A 16,582-nucleotide genomic window follows, 5' to 3' on the forward strand; every position below is an offset into this window, starting at 1 on the left:
TTATTTCTTTTATTAACCTAATTCCCTGTTTTCTTAATCTTCATCATATCATGATCTTATCAAGTGCGCACGGCGCTACAGCACAAAGCCCGTCCATAAAGGACGGGCTTTGCCCCGTAATTATGTAGTTAAACATATGCTAGTTCCGGCTCAGTGCCTTGCACATAGGTGATTACCACTGATAACTTGACGGCTAAATTAACTTCATAGGGTACCTTGAGCACTTCCCCTTCAGGTCCAGAGAACACCCGAATCACCGGCCGCTGTGGAACCTCATGATTGATTCTGACGACGACTCCTTGCTCGCCCGTGCTGAGTCCAACGGTAATCCCAAGAGGATAAATTGCCACATGATCCCGGAAGATTTCCAGCTTCTCCTTCTCATACAATGTACCGCAGCCCGCATACAGCATTTCTGTAGCTTGATGAGGAAGCAGAGCAGAACGATATATCCGGTGAGTCGTCATAGCATCATACGAATCTGCAATTGAGATCCAGCGCGCATACTCGTGGATCTCACTCTCCCTGATCCCTCTCGGGTAGCCGCTGCCATTGATCCGCTCATGGTGCTGAAGGGCACAATGGGCAGCAACAAGTGGAACTCCCGGCTCATCCTTAAGCATTTTAAATCCGATTTCGGTATGCTGCTTCATTTGTTCGAACTCATAATCCGTGAGCTTATCCGGCTTCATCAGGATAGAGGCAGGAATCTTCGTCTTGCCAATATCGTGCAGCAGTGCACCCAAACCGAGCACCGAGAGAGCGTCATTGTTGTAGCCATGAACTTTACCGAGCAGTAAGGTATAGACACATACATTCAAGGAGTGGCGGTATAAATAATGATCGGTGCTGTTGATATTCATCATCATAATCATAATGTCTTCCCTGGAGGATAAATCCATCAAGATCGACTCCACCACTTTGAGGAAAGACTTACCTAGGAACGGATAAACCCTACCCTTTACTGATAATTCCGTAACCTTCCGGAAATTTGTACGGATCTCCTGCATGGCCCGGCGCCGGGTCTCCTCCGAGATCATCTCAGGGATCTCCACGTCTTCAGTCAGACGGTCCGCAATATAGACTTGATTCAGGCCAAGTTCCTTCAAACGCCTAATAAGAACATCAGTTAATTCGGCATTTTCCGAGAGTAGAATGAGCCCTTCTTCGTTGTATATTTTTTTGCCCAGCTTCATTCCCGGCTGGAGCGAGCTAACAGATAATAGCCGCAAGTGGGTCACTCCATCTCTTAAGCAATTTTACTCAGTTGTCAGACCCCTTGCTCCTTGAATCAGGAGTAACGATGGACCAACCGATTAACGCATGATGAAAATCCAGAACACCGCTGCAAGCACAAAGCGATAGTAAGCAAAGTGTCTTAGTTTTATTTTTTGCAGCAGCTTAAGGAAGGCTACCACAACGAGATACGCAACCACAAAGGAAACGATAAAGCCGAGGATAAAATACCCAAGGTTGCTTCCGGTAATATCTTTGTAGGAATCCAGCAATTCATATCCTGACGCGGCACACATCATCGGAATTGCGATCAGAAAGGAGAAGTCCGCAGCCGCCTTATAGCTTGCTCCGCTTAGCATACCTCCGGCAATAGTCGAACCTGAACGCGAGAATCCCGGCCATAGAATAGAAATACATTGATAGAATCCAATCAGCAAAGCTTGACCGTAAGACAGATGGTCGATCTCTTTGGCAGATACGCGGGCTTTGTTGTTCCCGAACCACTCTGCAAAGATCATAAATACCCCGCCGACTACCAGCGCCCATAGAACTGTGCTTGTGCTGAACAAATCCTTAATCTGGTGGCGGAAAATAAATCCGACGGCAAGGCCCGGTAAGCACCCTAGAATGACATGGATCAGATTAAGCTTACGGGCAGGCACCTGTGACCTGAAGAGCTGCTTATCCTTCTTAAGTCCAAACAGATTTAAGATTCGTTCACGATACACGATAGCGATGGCCAGAATAGCTCCTAGCTGAATAATGATCTCGAAAGTCTTCATCTCCGAAGACTGGTCATTGTATCCCATCAGCTTAGCTGACAGAATCATGTGTCCTGTCGAGGAGACTGGAATAAATTCCGTTAAGCCTTCGACAATACCTAAAATAATAGCCACAATTAAACTCATAACATCCTCCTAATTATATCGGGTGAAGGCCGTCATTTTTTTACCTCACCCTGAATTGTTGCCCATCTACTCAAGAAACTGCTGTCCACCGCTCCCGGTTCCTGAAGCTCTGTCCGTAGTAAATCCCTGATGAACTCCGGCAGCATGTATACCTTGTCAGTTCCCTGTGTCAGCCGTTTGTAACCAATACCGAACGTGAACATATCCAGGGTCCCTACCAAATATTCTTCTTCAGGTTCTAATGGAACTCCGGCCAGATTCGCTTGGACGATTCTATGATAAGGCTTAGCCGCCGGATTATACAAGACCTCCAGACCATCTACACATAAATTCCCGAGCACCTTCCCACGGAAGCCATAACCATAAATGACCTTTTCTGATATTTCTGGAATCAGCGACTGCTCAAGACTGTACAGAATATGTTCACCACGAAGACGCATTTGGCACGGATTAATCGGTGAAGGGCAGCGTGCGTGCAGCATGCCGGCACTAATCTCACCTGCAGGAAGACTATCTAGCAGCTGCCCGGAATTAACTAGGGAGAGATCACTCCCCGTAAATCTCCTTACAGCTTGAGCGAGCAGGTTCCCGAGCGGGGACTCCTGAGCATACTGTATGGGGAGCTCCCTTGTCGTTATAGCTACAGTCTGCTCCAGCCTCTCCTGTGCATGCTGACCGTGAATTTCGATGGCCGTGCTAACTTCTGAATTCTCCCTCCCTGGCTCTACAGCCAGGCAGCAGCCCGACAAGAGACGGAGCCTGCCACTCTCAGATTCTGGAATCAGTGTGATCTTGCCCAGGAAATGTCCAAACTTCTCCGCACCTGCAAGGTAGGTATTCCCTATTCTTAATGGCTCTTCCAACAAATGATGGGTATGACCGCCAAGGATTAGATCAAGGCCATCAATCTGCCCCGCCAGTTCTTTATCGGTATGAATCCCCAGGTGTGATAGCAGCACTATGAAATCCGTATGGGGCTTCAAGCTCTCCACCTGTTCAGCAATTTCAGCTGCCGCATCCAGTACATCCCATCCAAGCAGTCTGTAGAATTCCGCATAAGGGGCTGTAGCCCCGATAACCCCGATCCTAAAGCCTGCCTTATCAAGAACCGTATGCTTCTTCATCCATACCGGTGCTCGCCCCGTATCCCGCTCTTTAATATTACAGCACACTACAGGACAGGTAAGACCTGCATAAGCTTGTGCCAGCAGCTCCGGCGTAAAAGTAAGCCCTTCATTATTGCCTATCGTTACGGCATCGTACCCCATTAGATTAAGTACATCCACATTGGCTTGTCCCATTGAACCTTCGGTTTCTACTGCCATACGGTCCATGTGATCCCCAATATCGAACAGCAAGAATTCTCCTTCACCTTTACGTTCCTCATTGATCATGGAGGAAATCCGGGCCATAACGCCAAAATGACTATGTAAATCGTTAGTGTGCAGTATCGTTAACTTGTTCAGATTCGATTCCGGCGGCATGAACGCCCCTCCTTTTTCCTAATCTTGCTTGAATACCTTACTTCCCTATAACTATGATATATTAAAAGAGTTTAGAAAGCATTCCGAGGTGAAAAATCATGCATTTAACAATAAAACTATTCGCCGGTCTTATTGACCGAATAGGTTCTTCCGTAATCGCACTGGATCTTACAGGAGAATCTCTGACCGCTTCCGATTTGAAGAAACAGCTGGCTGATACCTATCCTGCAGCCGAGGCTCTTATTGCCGTATCCTTCGTAGCTGTAAATCAAGAGTATGCTTCTCCTGATCATCCTATTACGGCTGATGACGAGATCGCCTTGATTCCTCCCGTATCTGGCGGCGATGGTCAAGAGACGAATGATACGCATCTTTCCGAAGACGGACTGTATGTTATTACCTGGAGTCCTCTATCCGTAGATGAGGTGACTTCTAAAGTAATCACCGCTAACCATGGAGCAACACTGTCATTTGTCGGAACCACCAGGGAAATGACAGGGGAGCAGCGCACCGTCCACTTGGAATATGAAGCCTATATTCCTATGGCGTTGTCCGGACTTCAATCTATCGGGAGAGAGATCCAATCAAGATGGCCGGAGACGAAATGCGCGATTAGCCACCGTATAGGTCATGTGGATATTGCCGAGACCAGCGTGATCATTGCCGTATCTTCCCCGCACCGGGATACATGCTATGAGGCAAGTCGGTATGCGATTGAACGTCTGAAGCAGGTAGTCCCGATTTGGAAAAAGGAAGTCTGGGAAGATGGGTCCGAGTGGAAAGGCCACCAACAGGGACCATGGAATCCCACCTTACCCCTATAGACACCCCTCAGGGTGTCTTTAAGCCTATTAAAATCATTGTCAATCCAAATATTCCCTGTTAAAATGAATAGCAAATAAGGTCGAATGAGGGGGAAACTTATGCGTCGCCATGTGATGGAGCTGGCTCCAGGTGATCGGATAGAGAATGATATTTTTAATAATAATGGGGTATTTGTTCTTAAGAAAGGTACAGTACTCTCCGACGATTCCATCATAAAGCTCGTACAGCATAGTATTGACTATGTCGATGTCGAACTGCCTGTTACCGAAGATCTTCCACTGAGTAACCTTGACAAAATGGAGCTGCAGTTCAATGATGCCATTGATGCCTTTGAAAGTATTTTCCTGGAAGCGCTGGCAACCGGCAAATTCAATGAGAACGATGTAGATGATATTCTGAATCCACTAATGAACGAACTCACTTTTCAAAAAGATGTCGTCTCCCTTCTCCTGATGCTAGATAAGAAAGACAATTATACATACAACCATTCCATGCAAGTAGGTATGCTGTCTTACTATATTGCGCTCTGGCTTGAGTACCCTCATGAAGAGGCCTACAAGGCAGGTAAAGCCGGTTTCCTTCATGACATCGGCAAGAGCATGATTTCTCCTGAGATCTTGAACAAGCCTGCCAAGCTTACACAAGAAGAATATGAAGAGATCAAACGCCATACCACATATGGCTCCGAGATCATACGTAATTCCACCAAAGATGAAATCTCCGCGCTCGTTGCCATCCAGCACCATGAACGTGAAGACGGCAGCGGGTATCCAAATGGCCTGACCAGCTCAGAGATCCATCCCTTTGCCAAAATTACTGCAATTGCAGACGTATACAGCGCCATGACCTCTAACCGGGTATATCAGAACAAGCAAGAACTTATTACAGTACTGCATGAACTGTACAGACTGAGCTTTGGCAAATTCAGCCCGGAGCCAACCCAAGCCTTCATCCGCCATATGCTGCCTAACTTTATCGGCAAGCGTGTACGCCTCTCCTCTGGAGAACTGGGCTCCATTGTAATGACCAATCCTTCCGACTTCTTCCGTCCACTTGTAAAGACGGATACAAGATTCGCGGATCTCTCGCGCGAGACGAACATTGATATCCAGGAAGTCTTTGCGGAGTAGAATTCATACCCCCTATATTTTCCAAGGGGAATGTTAGCTATGCACCTGCATAAGTATAAAAACACGTGTCCGAATGGTCGGACACGTGTTTCTTGTTCATGCAGGCTCTATGCGCGAATAATCCTTAGAAGTATTAGCGATAGGTTAAATGATCGAGGACAGGTTAAAAGAGATCTAGAATATGAAAGTAATCACAGAATGTATGTACTTAAAAGCCTGTAGAATCTTAATACATCTTCAAGTGTACTAAACATTATTTTATATTCTTTTCCTCCACTGAGGATAATCAATCTATTGGTACTAGTAAACCCTTTATATTCTAATGCTATGCTATTAATCTTTGAATATGGAATACTCACAATAAATGATATGCCCATCTCGTTTAAAGAACTTCGTTCTTCGAATATTACTCTCATACTTGTTAGAGCAGCCCGGTTTTTCACAAGCGAATGTGTTGACTCTATAACTTCTCCTTCTATAATCAACTCTTCAAAACCATTTTCAATTTGATTATCCTTCCTTCCGAATAACGCCATATCTAACAGCCTCCTTAATAATAGTTATGCCTAAATACCATACGAACCTTCACTCCAACTTTAATTGCTAGATGTTCGTACATAGATAAAAAACGTGTCTGAGCGACTTGGACACGCTAGCGTCAAAGTCACTGCAGACACGTATTTACATGTTACTGATAAAATTGAGGATGATGCCCTTGCCCTTTACACCCAGTACGTAAAATAAACGGACAAAAAACGGACAAACCTCTATTTAAGTACTGGAAACCATTGATAAATCAAGGTTAACCAATACTTCCTTCCATTTCGAATTTAATGAGACGGTTCATTTCCACCGCATACTCCATCGGCAGTTCTTTGGTGAACGGCTCAATGAAGCCCATAACGATCATTTGCGTCGCTTCAGCTTCAGTCAGACCACGGCTCATCAGATAGAAGAGCTGCTCTTCAGACACCTTTGATACGGTCGCCTCATGCTCAAGCACGATGTTATCATTCATGATTTCGTTATAAGGAATTGTATCTGAAGTCGACTCGTTATCCAGGATCAGTGTATCACACTTGATATTGGATTTAGCGCCCTCAGCTTGGCGTCCGAAGGAAGCCAGACCACGGTAAGTTACTTTACCGCCGTGCTTACTGATGGACTTCGAGACAATGGTAGATGTTGTGTCAGGAGCCAGGTGAATCATCTTGGCACCCGCATCCTGATGCTGACCTTTACCTGCTACAGCGATCGAGAGCACGCTGCCTTTAGCGCCGCGGCCTTTAAGAACTACGGCAGGGTATTTCATAGTCAGCTTGGAACCAATGTTACCGTCAACCCATTCCATGGTCGCATTCTCTTCAGCTACTGCACGTTTCGTAACCAGGTTATAGATGTTAGGAGCCCAGTTCTGAATCGTGGTGTAACGAACGCGTGCATTCTTCTTACAGATAATTTCTACAACAGCACTATGCAGGGAGTTCGTGCTGTAGATCGGAGCTGTACAGCCTTCTACATAGTGTACGAAGCTGTCTTCGTCTGCAATGATCAGGGTACGCTCGAACTGACCCATGTTCTCGGAGTTGATACGGAAGTAAGCTTGAAGCGGAACTTCACATTTCACACCTTTAGGAACATAGATGAAGCTTCCCCCGGACCATACCGCGCTGTTCAGTGCTGCAAATTTGTTGTCAGCTGGCGGGATAACTGTTCCGAAATATTCACGGAAAATTTCCGGATGCTCGCGAAGAGCCGTATCCGTATCTGTGAAGATAACGCCTTGATCTTCAAGGTTCTTCTGCATGCTGTGGTAGACTACCTCAGACTCATACTGAGCGGATACACCCGCCAGGAATTTTTGTTCAGCTTCAGGAATACCCAGCTTATCAAAAGTTTCTTTAATTTCGGAAGGAACCTCTTCCCAAGTCTTACCTTGCTTCTCAGAAGGACGAACATAGTACTGGATATCGTTGAAATCAAGATCATCCAGATCTCCGCCCCAACGAGGCATTGGCATTTTCTCGAACTGTTTCAAGGATTTCAGACGGAAGTCCAGCATCCAGTCCGGTTCATTTTTGATACGGGAAATTTCAGTGACAATCTCAGGGGTCAGTCCTTTACCTGACTGGAATACCGCCTTATGCTCGTCACGGAAGCCATATTTATACTCTTCCATATCCGGGGCTTTTTTGGCCATTGTAATTACCTCCTATAGGTTGGTTGCTGTATAAGTTGAGCTAATGATTTACAGGCTAGCCAGCCGTATGAAATGTTCTTACGATCGCTGTTGTTCTCAGACTTCTTGGTTGGTTTTTCTAATGGTAGAAGTCTGATCACAAAGCATAGGCTTCCGATGTAGCTTTCTTTCAGAAAGCTTTCAGAACGCTACGCTTCTTCAGAATCATTTCACACTCTTGCCTATTAGTAATCCTTTAAATTCAACTTATATATATTAATCGTTGTGGTCGATACCTTTGCGCAGAGCGTTCCAAGCGAGTGTGGCACATTTGATACGGGCAGGGAATTTATTAACACCGGACAGGGCTTCCAAATCCTCGTAATCGTCAAAGGTCACCTCTTCACCTTTCATAAGGGAAGAGAATCTGTCAGCGATATCCAAAGCTTCATCCAGCTTCTTCCCCTTAACGGCTTCCGTCATCATAGAAGCAGAGGACATGCTGATTGAGCAGCCTTCACCCGTGAACCGGGCATCTTCTACGACTTCACCTGCAAGCTTAAGCTGCAAGGAGATTCGGTCACCGCAAGTAGGATTATTAAGATCCACGGTAACCGTATCTTCATCGAACTTCCCACGGTTACGCGGATTCTTATAATGATCCATTATGACACGCCGGTAGAGATCGTCAAGTTGTGTCATGCGAAATACTCCTTTGTCTGAACCAGAGCGGATGCCAGCCGGTCTATATCTTGTTCTGTATTATACAAGTACAGACTGGCTCTTGCCGTAGAACTCACGTTCAACCAGCGCATTAGCGGCTGGCAGCAGTGATGTCCTGCACGAACAGCCACACCGAATGAGTCTAGTACCGTGGCCACATCATGAGGATGCACGTCCAGCAAGTTGAACGTAACTACGCCAACATGCCGCTCACTAGGTCCATATATGTTGATTCCATCGATATTGGAAAGACGATCCATGGCATAAGCTGCTAGTGTTCTTTCGTGGCGTTCGATCTCATCCATGCCGATCTCCTGAAGAAAATCGATTGCCGCTGCAAGACCTACAGCTCCAGCTATAATTGGTGTACCTCCTTCAAATCTGGCAGGCACATCCTTCCATGTGGACTCATAAAGTCCCACATCATCAATCATCTCGCCGCCGAATTCAATCGGACTCATCGAGTCCAGCAGCGCCTTCTTGCCATATAAAGCACCGATACCGGTAGGACCGCACATCTTGTGCCCGGATAAGGTGTAGAAGTCACAATCTAATTCCTGTACGTCCACTTTCAGGTGCGGAGTGCTCTGGGCACCATCCACCACGATAACCGCACCGTGACGATGCGCAATATCGGCAATTTGCTTAATCGGATGAACAACACCCATCACGTTGGAGACGTAAGCAATCGCTACGATTTTGGTCGCAGGGGTGATTGTTGCCTCGGCAGCTTCTACCGTAACTGTTCCATCCTGCTGAAGAGGAATGAATTTGAGGGTAGCTCCTGTCCGCAGGGCAAGCTGCTGCCAAGGGATAAAGTTACTGTGATGCTCCATTTGGGTAATCACAATCTCATCGCCTTCACTTAGGACAGATGGTCCATAGGATGAAGCCACCAAATTCAGCGCGGTTGTAGTTCCGCGTGTGAATACAATCTCTTCAGCGCGTTTGGCTCCGATGAATTTGGCTACCTTCTCACGGGCACCTTCATAAGCATCAGTAGCACGGCTTCCCAGCGTGTGTACACCGCGGTGAACATTCGCGTTATCCCATTCATAATAATGCTTAATCGCATCAATAACAGCACGCGGCTTCTGTGAAGTAGCCGCACTGTCCAAATATACAAGTGGATGGCCATTGACCTCTTGGTTCAGGATAGGGAACTGTTCCTTGATCCACTGGCTGTTCATTGTCCGAGCTTCCTCTCAACCAAGCCTTGCAGTTGGTTTTGCAGCTGCTCCAACGGAATATCCGATACAACCGGAGCAAGGAATCCGTATATGATCAAGCGCTCGGCTTGAGCTCTTGAGATCCCGCGGGACATCAAGTAGTAAATTTGTTCTGCATTCACTTGTCCGACGGAAGCAGCATGACCGGCTGTTACATCGTCCTCATCAATAAGCAGAATCGGGTTAGCGTCCCCGCGTGCTTTAGGGCTGAGCATCAATACTTTCTCGGTCTGCTCGCCGTTGGCTTTGGTCGCACCCTTTTCAATTTTGGTGATACCGTTAATAATCGCAGTGGATTCCTCGCGCATTACTGCACGGGTAATCATCTGGCTATCCGAGCTTTTGCCGAAATGAACCGCTTTGGTAGTCAGATTCAGCTTCTGTGAACCCGAACCTACTGCAATCACTTTGGCATCAGAAGTTGATCCATTTCCTTTAAGAACGCTCAGCGTTTCGCTCATCGCGTCTCCGGCGTTCATCTCACCGATAATCCATTCAATGCTGCCGTCATTCTCAACAACCGCGCGGCGGTAAGTCAGATCCGTAATTTGTCCGGCCAGATGATGAACGGATGCGAACTGTACCTTGGAGCCCGCCTTTACAAACACTTCTGCTGCACCGTTATGAACAATCGCTTCATTCAGATCACCAGAAATGTAATTGTCCACATAAGTTACACGGCTGTTGCTGTCCGCTACAATCAGAACGTGCGGTGTGAAGGACGATCCTGCATCATCAATCAGAAATACCGCCTGAAGAGGAATCTCAACCTCTACATTCTTGGGCACATACAAGAATACGCCACCGTTCCACAAAGCTGCATGAAGCGCAGTCAGCTGATTCTCTTCAGCTGGAATGGCTGTGAACAGATGCTTCTTAACCAGGTCCTCATGCTCGCGCACAGCAGTCTCCAGATCTGTGAAGATCACTCCTTGAGCTGTAAGTTCTGGGGAAAGCTTGGTGAATACCACACCCGAATTGCGCTGCACAATCAAATTGCTATGCTCGTTAATATCAATAAGGCTGGACAGGCTCTCAGGAAGCTCTTCAGAAGTTTGTGCTCCTTGACGAAGCTTACCGTAGTTATCCAGTGTCCAACGATCCAATCTTGTCTTCTCCAGTTTAGGCAGTTCAAGTCCTGCTGCTAGTTCCAAAGCTTTCGAACGAATTTCGGTTACCCACGCAGGCTCACCGCTCGACTTTGAGAATGCCGCCAAGGCTTCGTGATTAACCGGAAGAATGGTTTGTGTAGTCAATATATTCTCCTCCTTCCTGCTTACGCCTCTTGACCAACAGTCTCGTCTTCAATACCCAGCTCTTCTTTCACCCAATCATAGCCTTCCTTTTCCAGACGCTCCGCAAGCTCAGGACCGCCGGATTTCACAATACGTCCCTGCATCATCACGTGTACAAAATCAGGGGTAATGTAGTTAAGGAGACGTTGATAGTGGGTAATAATCAAGAAGCCACGCTCTTCGCTGCGCATTGTATTCACACCATTAGCAACAATACGAAGTGCATCAATGTCCAGACCGGAGTCGATCTCATCTAGAACAACAATTTTTGGATCAAGCAGCATCATTTGCAGAATTTCATTCCGTTTCTTCTCACCACCGGAGAAGCCTTCGTTCAAATAACGGTGTGCAAATTCAGGATTCATTTCGAGTTCCTTCATTTTGCCTTCCATTTGACGAATAAATTTAATAAGGGATACTTCGTTCCCTTCTCCACGGCGTGCATTGATGGCACTGCGCAAGAAGTCGGAGTTGGTAACACCCGCAATCTCACTTGGATACTGCATAGCAAGGAACAAGCCTGCACGTGCGCGCTCATCCACTTCCATTTCCAGTACATCCTCACCGTTCAAAGTTACTTTTCCGTCCGTAACCTCGTATTTAGGATGCCCCATCAAGGCAGAAGCCAGCGTACTTTTACCTGTACCGTTCGGACCCATGATGGCATGGATTTCGCCACCTTTTATATCAAGGTTAATCCCCTTTAGGATTTCCTTCCCCTCGATTGTTGCTTTCAAGCCTTCAATAGTAAATTGTGTAGCCATATTTAGCTGCTCCCTCCATTTGATCGATAACATAACAGTGTGTTCCACGTATATATTAATTGGGACGTCTCCCTCACTGCCTGCAATTATACCATAATGAATATCTAATTAGAATTATTCTAACTGATTCTCATTGATTCTCATTTCATTTTACCCTACTTCGAAGGGTTTATCAATCTGACCAAGCTTCCTTGTATCGCCTAAAAATGCCCCTTTTCCCAGTATATCAGCAGTCTTCTCTCTTAATCGATGCCTAAAAAAGGAACAGGCCTGACTGTATTCAGTCAAGCCTGACAAAATCTGCTTGGCAATCGCTTTATAGCTCCTGCCTGCTATCCATCATTTGAATCTTTTAAAAGAAGCCATATCCGCAAAAGGACACAGGTTCATCCATTCTATAAGGTAAATTCTCAGCAGCCCACTTGGAGAGGACCCTCGTGCCTTCCACCTCGGATATTCTTATCCCAGATAAGAACGAAGCATCCACATATGCTTCTCAAGCTCTCCTTTAAATCCGGTCAGAAGGTCGCTGGTCGCTTCATCTTCAGCCTGATCAGCCAGTTCAATACCCTCGGAGAAGGATTCTGACAATGTTGCAAAGTCTTCAATCAGATTCTGCACCATTGCATTCGGATCTTCCTTCCCAGTCGCTTCTTGAATGGTAGCAAGATCTAGGTATTCCTTCAACGTAGCTGCGGGACTGCCCTTAATCGCGAGCAGACGCTCAGCGATCTCATCCATTTTCAAAGCAACTTCATTATAAAGCTCTTCGAATTTGACATGCAGCGTGAAGAAATTATTTCCTTTAACATACCAGTGGTAATTATGAATCTTTACATACAATACATTTAAGTTAGCTATCTGCTGATTAAGGACTTCTTCCAATCCTGATGTCTTAGTTTTGCTGGTGGATTTTGCATCGGCTTTTGCCATGTTCATTCCCTCGCTTTTCATTCGGAATTAGATTGTATGATCATCCCACCGGGTCAGCCCGTGAATGATAGTTATCTTGTCCAGAACGTTACCGCTCCATGACTACATTTTACCCTATCCAGTTCGGTGCGAAACAACCATGGCCTTCTTAAAAAAAGATACAAAAAGGATTACTTTTCCGATATACTAACTTAAAGAAATTTGATCCATATATGGCTTGAACTAAAGAATGCGTAATTAGTTACGTGGCGCAATAAGTTGCTGCCTGAATCTATACGTTTACTCCTTTAGTTCATTCCATATCATTGATGAATAAATGTGTCTGCGGAGGTGTAACACTGATGTCTGAGTATCATCCCCTGTCTCTTGAAGAGGCCGTTGCTTTAGCCAGAACTATTCCCGGTCATTTCCGTCAAGATGCAGATTTGTCTGTAGAGGAAATTGGTGATGGCAATTTAAATCTCGTATTCCGTATTACCGATCCCTCTGAGGGAAAAGGACTTATTATCAAGCAAGCTCTTCCTTATGCCAAAGTCGTCGGTGAATCCTGGCCTCTTAGTCTGGACCGTGCACGGATTGAACGTGAAGCTTTGGAAATCCAGCATTCCTATGTTCCAGACCTCGTCCCGGCCATTTACGCTTACGACAACGATCTGGCTATTACGGTAATGGAAGATTTAAGTGATCATACCATTATGCGCAAAGGGTTAATCGAAGGACAAGAATATCCCCAATTTGCTAAACATATCGGTCGATTCATAGCCTCAACCCTGTTCTATACTTCGGATTTAGGAATGAACCAGCAAGCGAAGAAGGAGCAGCTGGGCCGGTTTATCAACCCGGATCTGTGCAAAATCACAGAGGACCTTATCTTTGAGGATCCTTACCGCGATTCTCCTAATAATAGCTTCAGCGAAGACATTCGCCCGAACGCCGAGGCCCTTTGGCACGATGACGAGCTGCGGCTTGAGATCGCACTGCTTCGGGAGAAATTCCTGACTCATGCTGAAGCTCTGCTTCACGGGGATCTGCATACAGGCAGCATATTTGCAACCCGGGAATCTACGAAAGTGATTGACCCCGAGTTCGCCTACTATGGACCTATGGGCTTTGATATCGGGGCTGTTATTGCCAATCTGCTGCTGAATTTCGCTGCCCAACCTGGGTGGAGCGGCAATTCGGATGAACTTAATGCCCGGCGGCATCGTCTGCTTGTCATGATTGAAGGAGTATGGCGGCATTTTGAGACTCACTTCCGTGACCTTTGGAACCGTGATCTTGTTGATGTAACGGCCAAGACGCCTGGTTATCAGGATATGTATGTTCAGAAAATACTTCGGGATGCCATCGGATTCGCGGGTGCCAAAATGATACGCCGTATCGTCGGTCTCTCCCACGTGGCTGATGTGGATACAATCCCGGATGCGGAGCTCCAGCATCAAGCCAAGGTAACCGCGCTGAAGATCGGCAAAGCACTCGTTAAGCGCGGACGTTTTGCAAGCTCGATTGATGAGATTACAGGGATTGCGAGACAAGCTGCCAAGGAAGAAGAGGTAACGGTATGAGCTCAAATAACGAATTAAACACTTCTTCATTGCAAAGCTCCGAGCATAATGGCCCTCTTCTCAGCCTTCGATGGGAAGAAGATCGGCTGTTCCTTCTTGATCAGCGTCTGCTCCCTGAGCATATTGAGTTTCTTGAGCTAACCACACCTGAAGAGGTCTGGGATGCTATTGCATCGATGAAGGTTAGAGGTGCCCCAGCGATCGGAATTTCTGCTGCCTATGGAGTTGTTCTAGCGGCCAATGCTTACGGCGGAGAATCTTCCGGCTGGCTGGCCCATGTTACCAAGGCTGCCGATTACTTAGCTACATCAAGACCAACGGCTGTGAACCTGTTCTGGGCACTCAATAGAATGAAGGATAGAGCTGCGCGTCTCGCCGAGGAACAGTCAGAGATCGAAGCCCGGAATTTAGGGCTCATGGCCGAGGCCATACTCATCCATCAGGAAGATGAGGAAGTATGCCGCCTGATTGGGGAGCACGCCCTTCCTTTATTTGAAAGTGGGATGGGAGTGCTTACACATTGTAATGCCGGCGGGCTCGCCACAGCCAAATACGGAACTGCACTGGCTCCATTCTATCTTGCCAAAGAACGTGGGGTTTCGCTTAAGGTATTTGCAGATGAGACACGCCCCGTGCTTCAGGGAGCAAGATTAACTGCCTTTGAACTTCAACAGGCTGGCATCGATGTTACCCTGTTGACCGATAATATGGCCGCCGTGGTCATGTCCAAGGGCTGGATTCAAGCTGTTATTGTAGGTACTGACCGGGTTGCTGCTAATGGGGATGTTGCGAACAAAATCGGGACTTATGGGGTAGCTGTACTTGCCAAGGCCCATGGAATTCCGTTCTATGTAGCTTCGCCTTTATCGACAATAGACTTGTCTACAGCTACGGGCCAGGATATTCCGATTGAGGAGCGTCCTGAGAGTGAAATTACGGAAAGCTTCGGTAAACGTACGGCTCCTGTTGGTGTAAAAGTGTTCAATCCTGCTTTTGACGTAACACCGCATGAGTATGTAACAGCGATCATTACAGAGAAGGGTATTGTCCGCCCTCCTTTCAGTGCGAATCTTCCCGCGCTCTTTGACAAATAATTTATCGGAACGAACTCAGAACTACTTTTAGTTCATTCCAGGTAACTGTGTTAAATTGGTATGAGCCAGCCCCCACAAGGACTATGCTCCTTTATGATTTAATGATATGATTTAAGAAAAAGCAGGATATGAAGGGGCCTATGACCAACACGAACCATAACGAGCAACTCGCCTACTTGTTTAATGTCGATATTTTAATTAAAGATAAATCCAACGCTTTGGCACTACAGGCTCTACTCCAGCTGCTTAATTCAGGGAATCTTGTAGATTACCGTATTAAATCAGGTGTAGAACTTGGAGAGATCATTGAAGCTACTTTAAGTGCTAAGAGACAAGCTATGATCTCCAAGGCCTTCCGCCATCCGGCAGAAGAGCTGACAGCCAAGGCACAAGTCAAAGAGGAACCTAAAGCACCAGCAGCCAAATCGGCACCTGATACTGGGGAGACGAATGGTAGCTCCATTGGAAACATGAATGATGAGGCGATTCAATCCTGGATTCAGAGCTACATTTCCAATAACAAGCTTGTCCGGCTCTCCATTGAACGGAATCGGGAGCGGGTCACGATTCCGTGCCGCATCCTGAACTATGCTCCTGACACCCGAACCATTAATATATACCACGTGGATGAGAAGCAGGTATACACCTTCAGGCTCAGTGAGATTATCGATTTCGTAGATGCCTAAGTTCAGGACAAGACCGGGCTCATAACAAAAGGCGTTCTTCGGTATCTGCCGAAGAACGCCTTTTCTTCATTTTTTGTTATTAAAAGCTTCCAAGGCCAGCAGCAACCAACCAACAATAAAGGCTGCTCCGCCGAAGGGAGTAATTGCACCCAGGGTTTTGATACCCGTAATACTTAATACATATAAACTGCCTGAGAACAGCACAATTCCAATCACCATAAGACGTGCGGCCCATTTCAGCTTGGCAGACTCTCCCCACTGACCTGCGGCAAGGGCAATTAGAATAATCCCTATAGCATGAATCATATGATAATGAACACCTGTCTCATAGGTAGAAGCATGAACTCCGAGTACCTTCTCAAGGGCATGAGCACCGAAGGCCCCAATCGCAACTCCTAACAATAGCAGAAGTGCTCCTATTCCGACATACTTGCGATGCATGACATTGTTCAGCTCCCTTTATACGTTAATTCAGGACTCACTCTGCTGTTAATCTTAACGTATTAGGAGCTCATTTTGCTACAACAACCT

16 protein-coding genes are annotated in these 16,582 nt (G+C 46.4%); 5 read left to right on the forward strand and 11 right to left on the reverse strand.

Annotated elements, in window-relative coordinates; genetic code table 11:
- Positions 1 to 128: 128 nt before the first annotated feature.
- From ACRRNK_RS17005 to ACRRNK_RS17015, 3 genes are all read right to left on the reverse strand, one after another.
- Positions 129 to 1,232 carry an HD-GYP domain-containing protein gene (locus tag ACRRNK_RS17005; protein WP_433943886.1) on the reverse strand — a complete coding sequence of 368 codons (1,104 nt, stop codon included), beginning with the start codon at positions 1,230 to 1,232 and terminating at the stop codon, positions 129 to 131.
- A gap of 84 nt (positions 1,233 to 1,316) precedes the next feature.
- Entirely contained in the window at positions 1,317 to 2,144 is an 828-nt protein-coding gene (locus ACRRNK_RS17010) for an undecaprenyl-diphosphate phosphatase (protein ID WP_433943887.1), read from the reverse strand.
- Positions 2,145 to 2,176: 32 nt separating this feature from the next.
- Positions 2,177 to 3,628 (reverse strand): bifunctional metallophosphatase/5'-nucleotidase, encoded by a 1,452-nt coding sequence (locus ACRRNK_RS17015; protein WP_433943888.1) that lies wholly within the window; start codon positions 3,626 to 3,628, stop codon positions 2,177 to 2,179.
- A 98-nt stretch (positions 3,629 to 3,726) separates the two neighbouring features.
- On the opposite strand from ACRRNK_RS17015, the gene ACRRNK_RS17020 reads away from it, so the two are divergent.
- Both ACRRNK_RS17020 and ACRRNK_RS17025 read left to right on the forward strand, forming a co-directional pair.
- Entirely contained in the window at positions 3,727 to 4,452 is a 726-nt protein-coding gene (locus ACRRNK_RS17020) for a molybdenum cofactor biosynthesis protein (protein WP_433943889.1), read from the forward strand.
- Between the two features lie 99 nt (positions 4,453 to 4,551).
- Positions 4,552 to 5,583 (forward strand): HD-GYP domain-containing protein, encoded by a 1,032-nt coding sequence (locus ACRRNK_RS17025; protein ID WP_433943890.1) that lies wholly within the window; start codon positions 4,552 to 4,554, stop codon positions 5,581 to 5,583.
- Positions 5,584 to 5,774: 191 nt separating this feature from the next.
- On the opposite strand, the gene ACRRNK_RS17030 is transcribed toward ACRRNK_RS17025, so the two are convergent.
- The 7 genes from ACRRNK_RS17030 to ACRRNK_RS17060 all read right to left on the reverse strand — a co-directional run bounded on the left by ACRRNK_RS17030 (position 5,775) and on the right by ACRRNK_RS17060 (position 12,706).
- Positions 5,775 to 6,119, reverse strand: a complete 345-nt coding sequence (locus tag ACRRNK_RS17030) for a PH domain-containing protein (protein WP_433943891.1) — start codon at positions 6,117 to 6,119, stop codon at positions 5,775 to 5,777.
- Positions 6,120 to 6,385: 266 nt separating this feature from the next.
- Positions 6,386 to 7,783 carry a Fe-S cluster assembly protein SufB gene (sufB, locus tag ACRRNK_RS17035; protein WP_433943892.1) on the reverse strand — a complete coding sequence of 466 codons (1,398 nt, stop codon included), beginning with the start codon at positions 7,781 to 7,783 and terminating at the stop codon, positions 6,386 to 6,388.
- 255 nt (positions 7,784 to 8,038) lie between these two features.
- Positions 8,039 to 8,464 (reverse strand): Fe-S cluster assembly sulfur transfer protein SufU, encoded by a 426-nt coding sequence (sufU, locus tag ACRRNK_RS17040; RefSeq protein WP_433943893.1) that lies wholly within the window; start codon positions 8,462 to 8,464, stop codon positions 8,039 to 8,041.
- Positions 8,461 to 9,675, reverse strand: a complete 1,215-nt coding sequence (locus tag ACRRNK_RS17045) for a cysteine desulfurase (RefSeq protein WP_433943894.1) — start codon at positions 9,673 to 9,675, stop codon at positions 8,461 to 8,463. Before ACRRNK_RS17045 ends, sufU begins: the two co-directional genes overlap by 4 nt.
- Entirely contained in the window at positions 9,672 to 10,970 is a 1,299-nt protein-coding gene (gene sufD / locus ACRRNK_RS17050) for a Fe-S cluster assembly protein SufD (protein ID WP_433943895.1), read from the reverse strand. The genes ACRRNK_RS17045 and sufD overlap by 4 nt, the downstream gene beginning before the upstream one ends.
- 20 nt (positions 10,971 to 10,990) lie before the next feature.
- On the reverse strand, positions 10,991 to 11,773 hold the full coding sequence (gene sufC, locus ACRRNK_RS17055; RefSeq protein ID WP_433943896.1) for a Fe-S cluster assembly ATPase SufC: 783 nt from the start codon (positions 11,771 to 11,773) through the stop codon (positions 10,991 to 10,993).
- Between the two features lie 459 nt (positions 11,774 to 12,232).
- A complete protein-coding gene (locus ACRRNK_RS17060; RefSeq protein WP_433943897.1) occupies positions 12,233 to 12,706 on the reverse strand; it encodes a Dps family protein in 474 nt (157 codons plus the stop codon).
- Between the two features lie 341 nt (positions 12,707 to 13,047).
- Here ACRRNK_RS17060 and mtnK point away from each other — a divergent pair, with 341 nt between their 5' ends.
- The 3 genes from mtnK (at position 13,048) to ACRRNK_RS17075 (ending at position 16,051) form a co-directional block, all read left to right on the forward strand.
- Positions 13,048 to 14,271 carry an S-methyl-5-thioribose kinase gene (mtnK, locus tag ACRRNK_RS17065; RefSeq protein ID WP_433943898.1) on the forward strand — a complete coding sequence of 408 codons (1,224 nt, stop codon included), beginning with the start codon at positions 13,048 to 13,050 and terminating at the stop codon, positions 14,269 to 14,271.
- Positions 14,268 to 15,365: an S-methyl-5-thioribose-1-phosphate isomerase gene (gene mtnA / locus ACRRNK_RS17070; protein ID WP_433943899.1), complete on the forward strand. Its 1,098-nt coding sequence runs from the start codon at positions 14,268 to 14,270 to the stop codon at positions 15,363 to 15,365. The genes mtnK and mtnA overlap by 4 nt, the downstream gene beginning before the upstream one ends.
- A 140-nt stretch (positions 15,366 to 15,505) precedes the next feature.
- Positions 15,506 to 16,051 carry a hypothetical protein gene (locus tag ACRRNK_RS17075; RefSeq protein WP_433943900.1) on the forward strand — a complete coding sequence of 182 codons (546 nt, stop codon included), beginning with the start codon at positions 15,506 to 15,508 and terminating at the stop codon, positions 16,049 to 16,051.
- Between the two features lie 66 nt (positions 16,052 to 16,117).
- Here the strand turns inward: ACRRNK_RS17075 and ACRRNK_RS17080 are convergent, their stop codons facing one another.
- On the reverse strand, positions 16,118 to 16,492 hold the full coding sequence (locus ACRRNK_RS17080; RefSeq protein WP_433943901.1) for a DUF423 domain-containing protein: 375 nt from the start codon (positions 16,490 to 16,492) through the stop codon (positions 16,118 to 16,120).
- Positions 16,493 to 16,582: the final 90 nt, after the last annotated feature.

This window comes from Paenibacillus sp. SN-8-1, from assembly GCF_050995535.1.
Lineage (GTDB): Bacteria > Bacillota > Bacilli > Paenibacillales > Paenibacillaceae > Fontibacillus.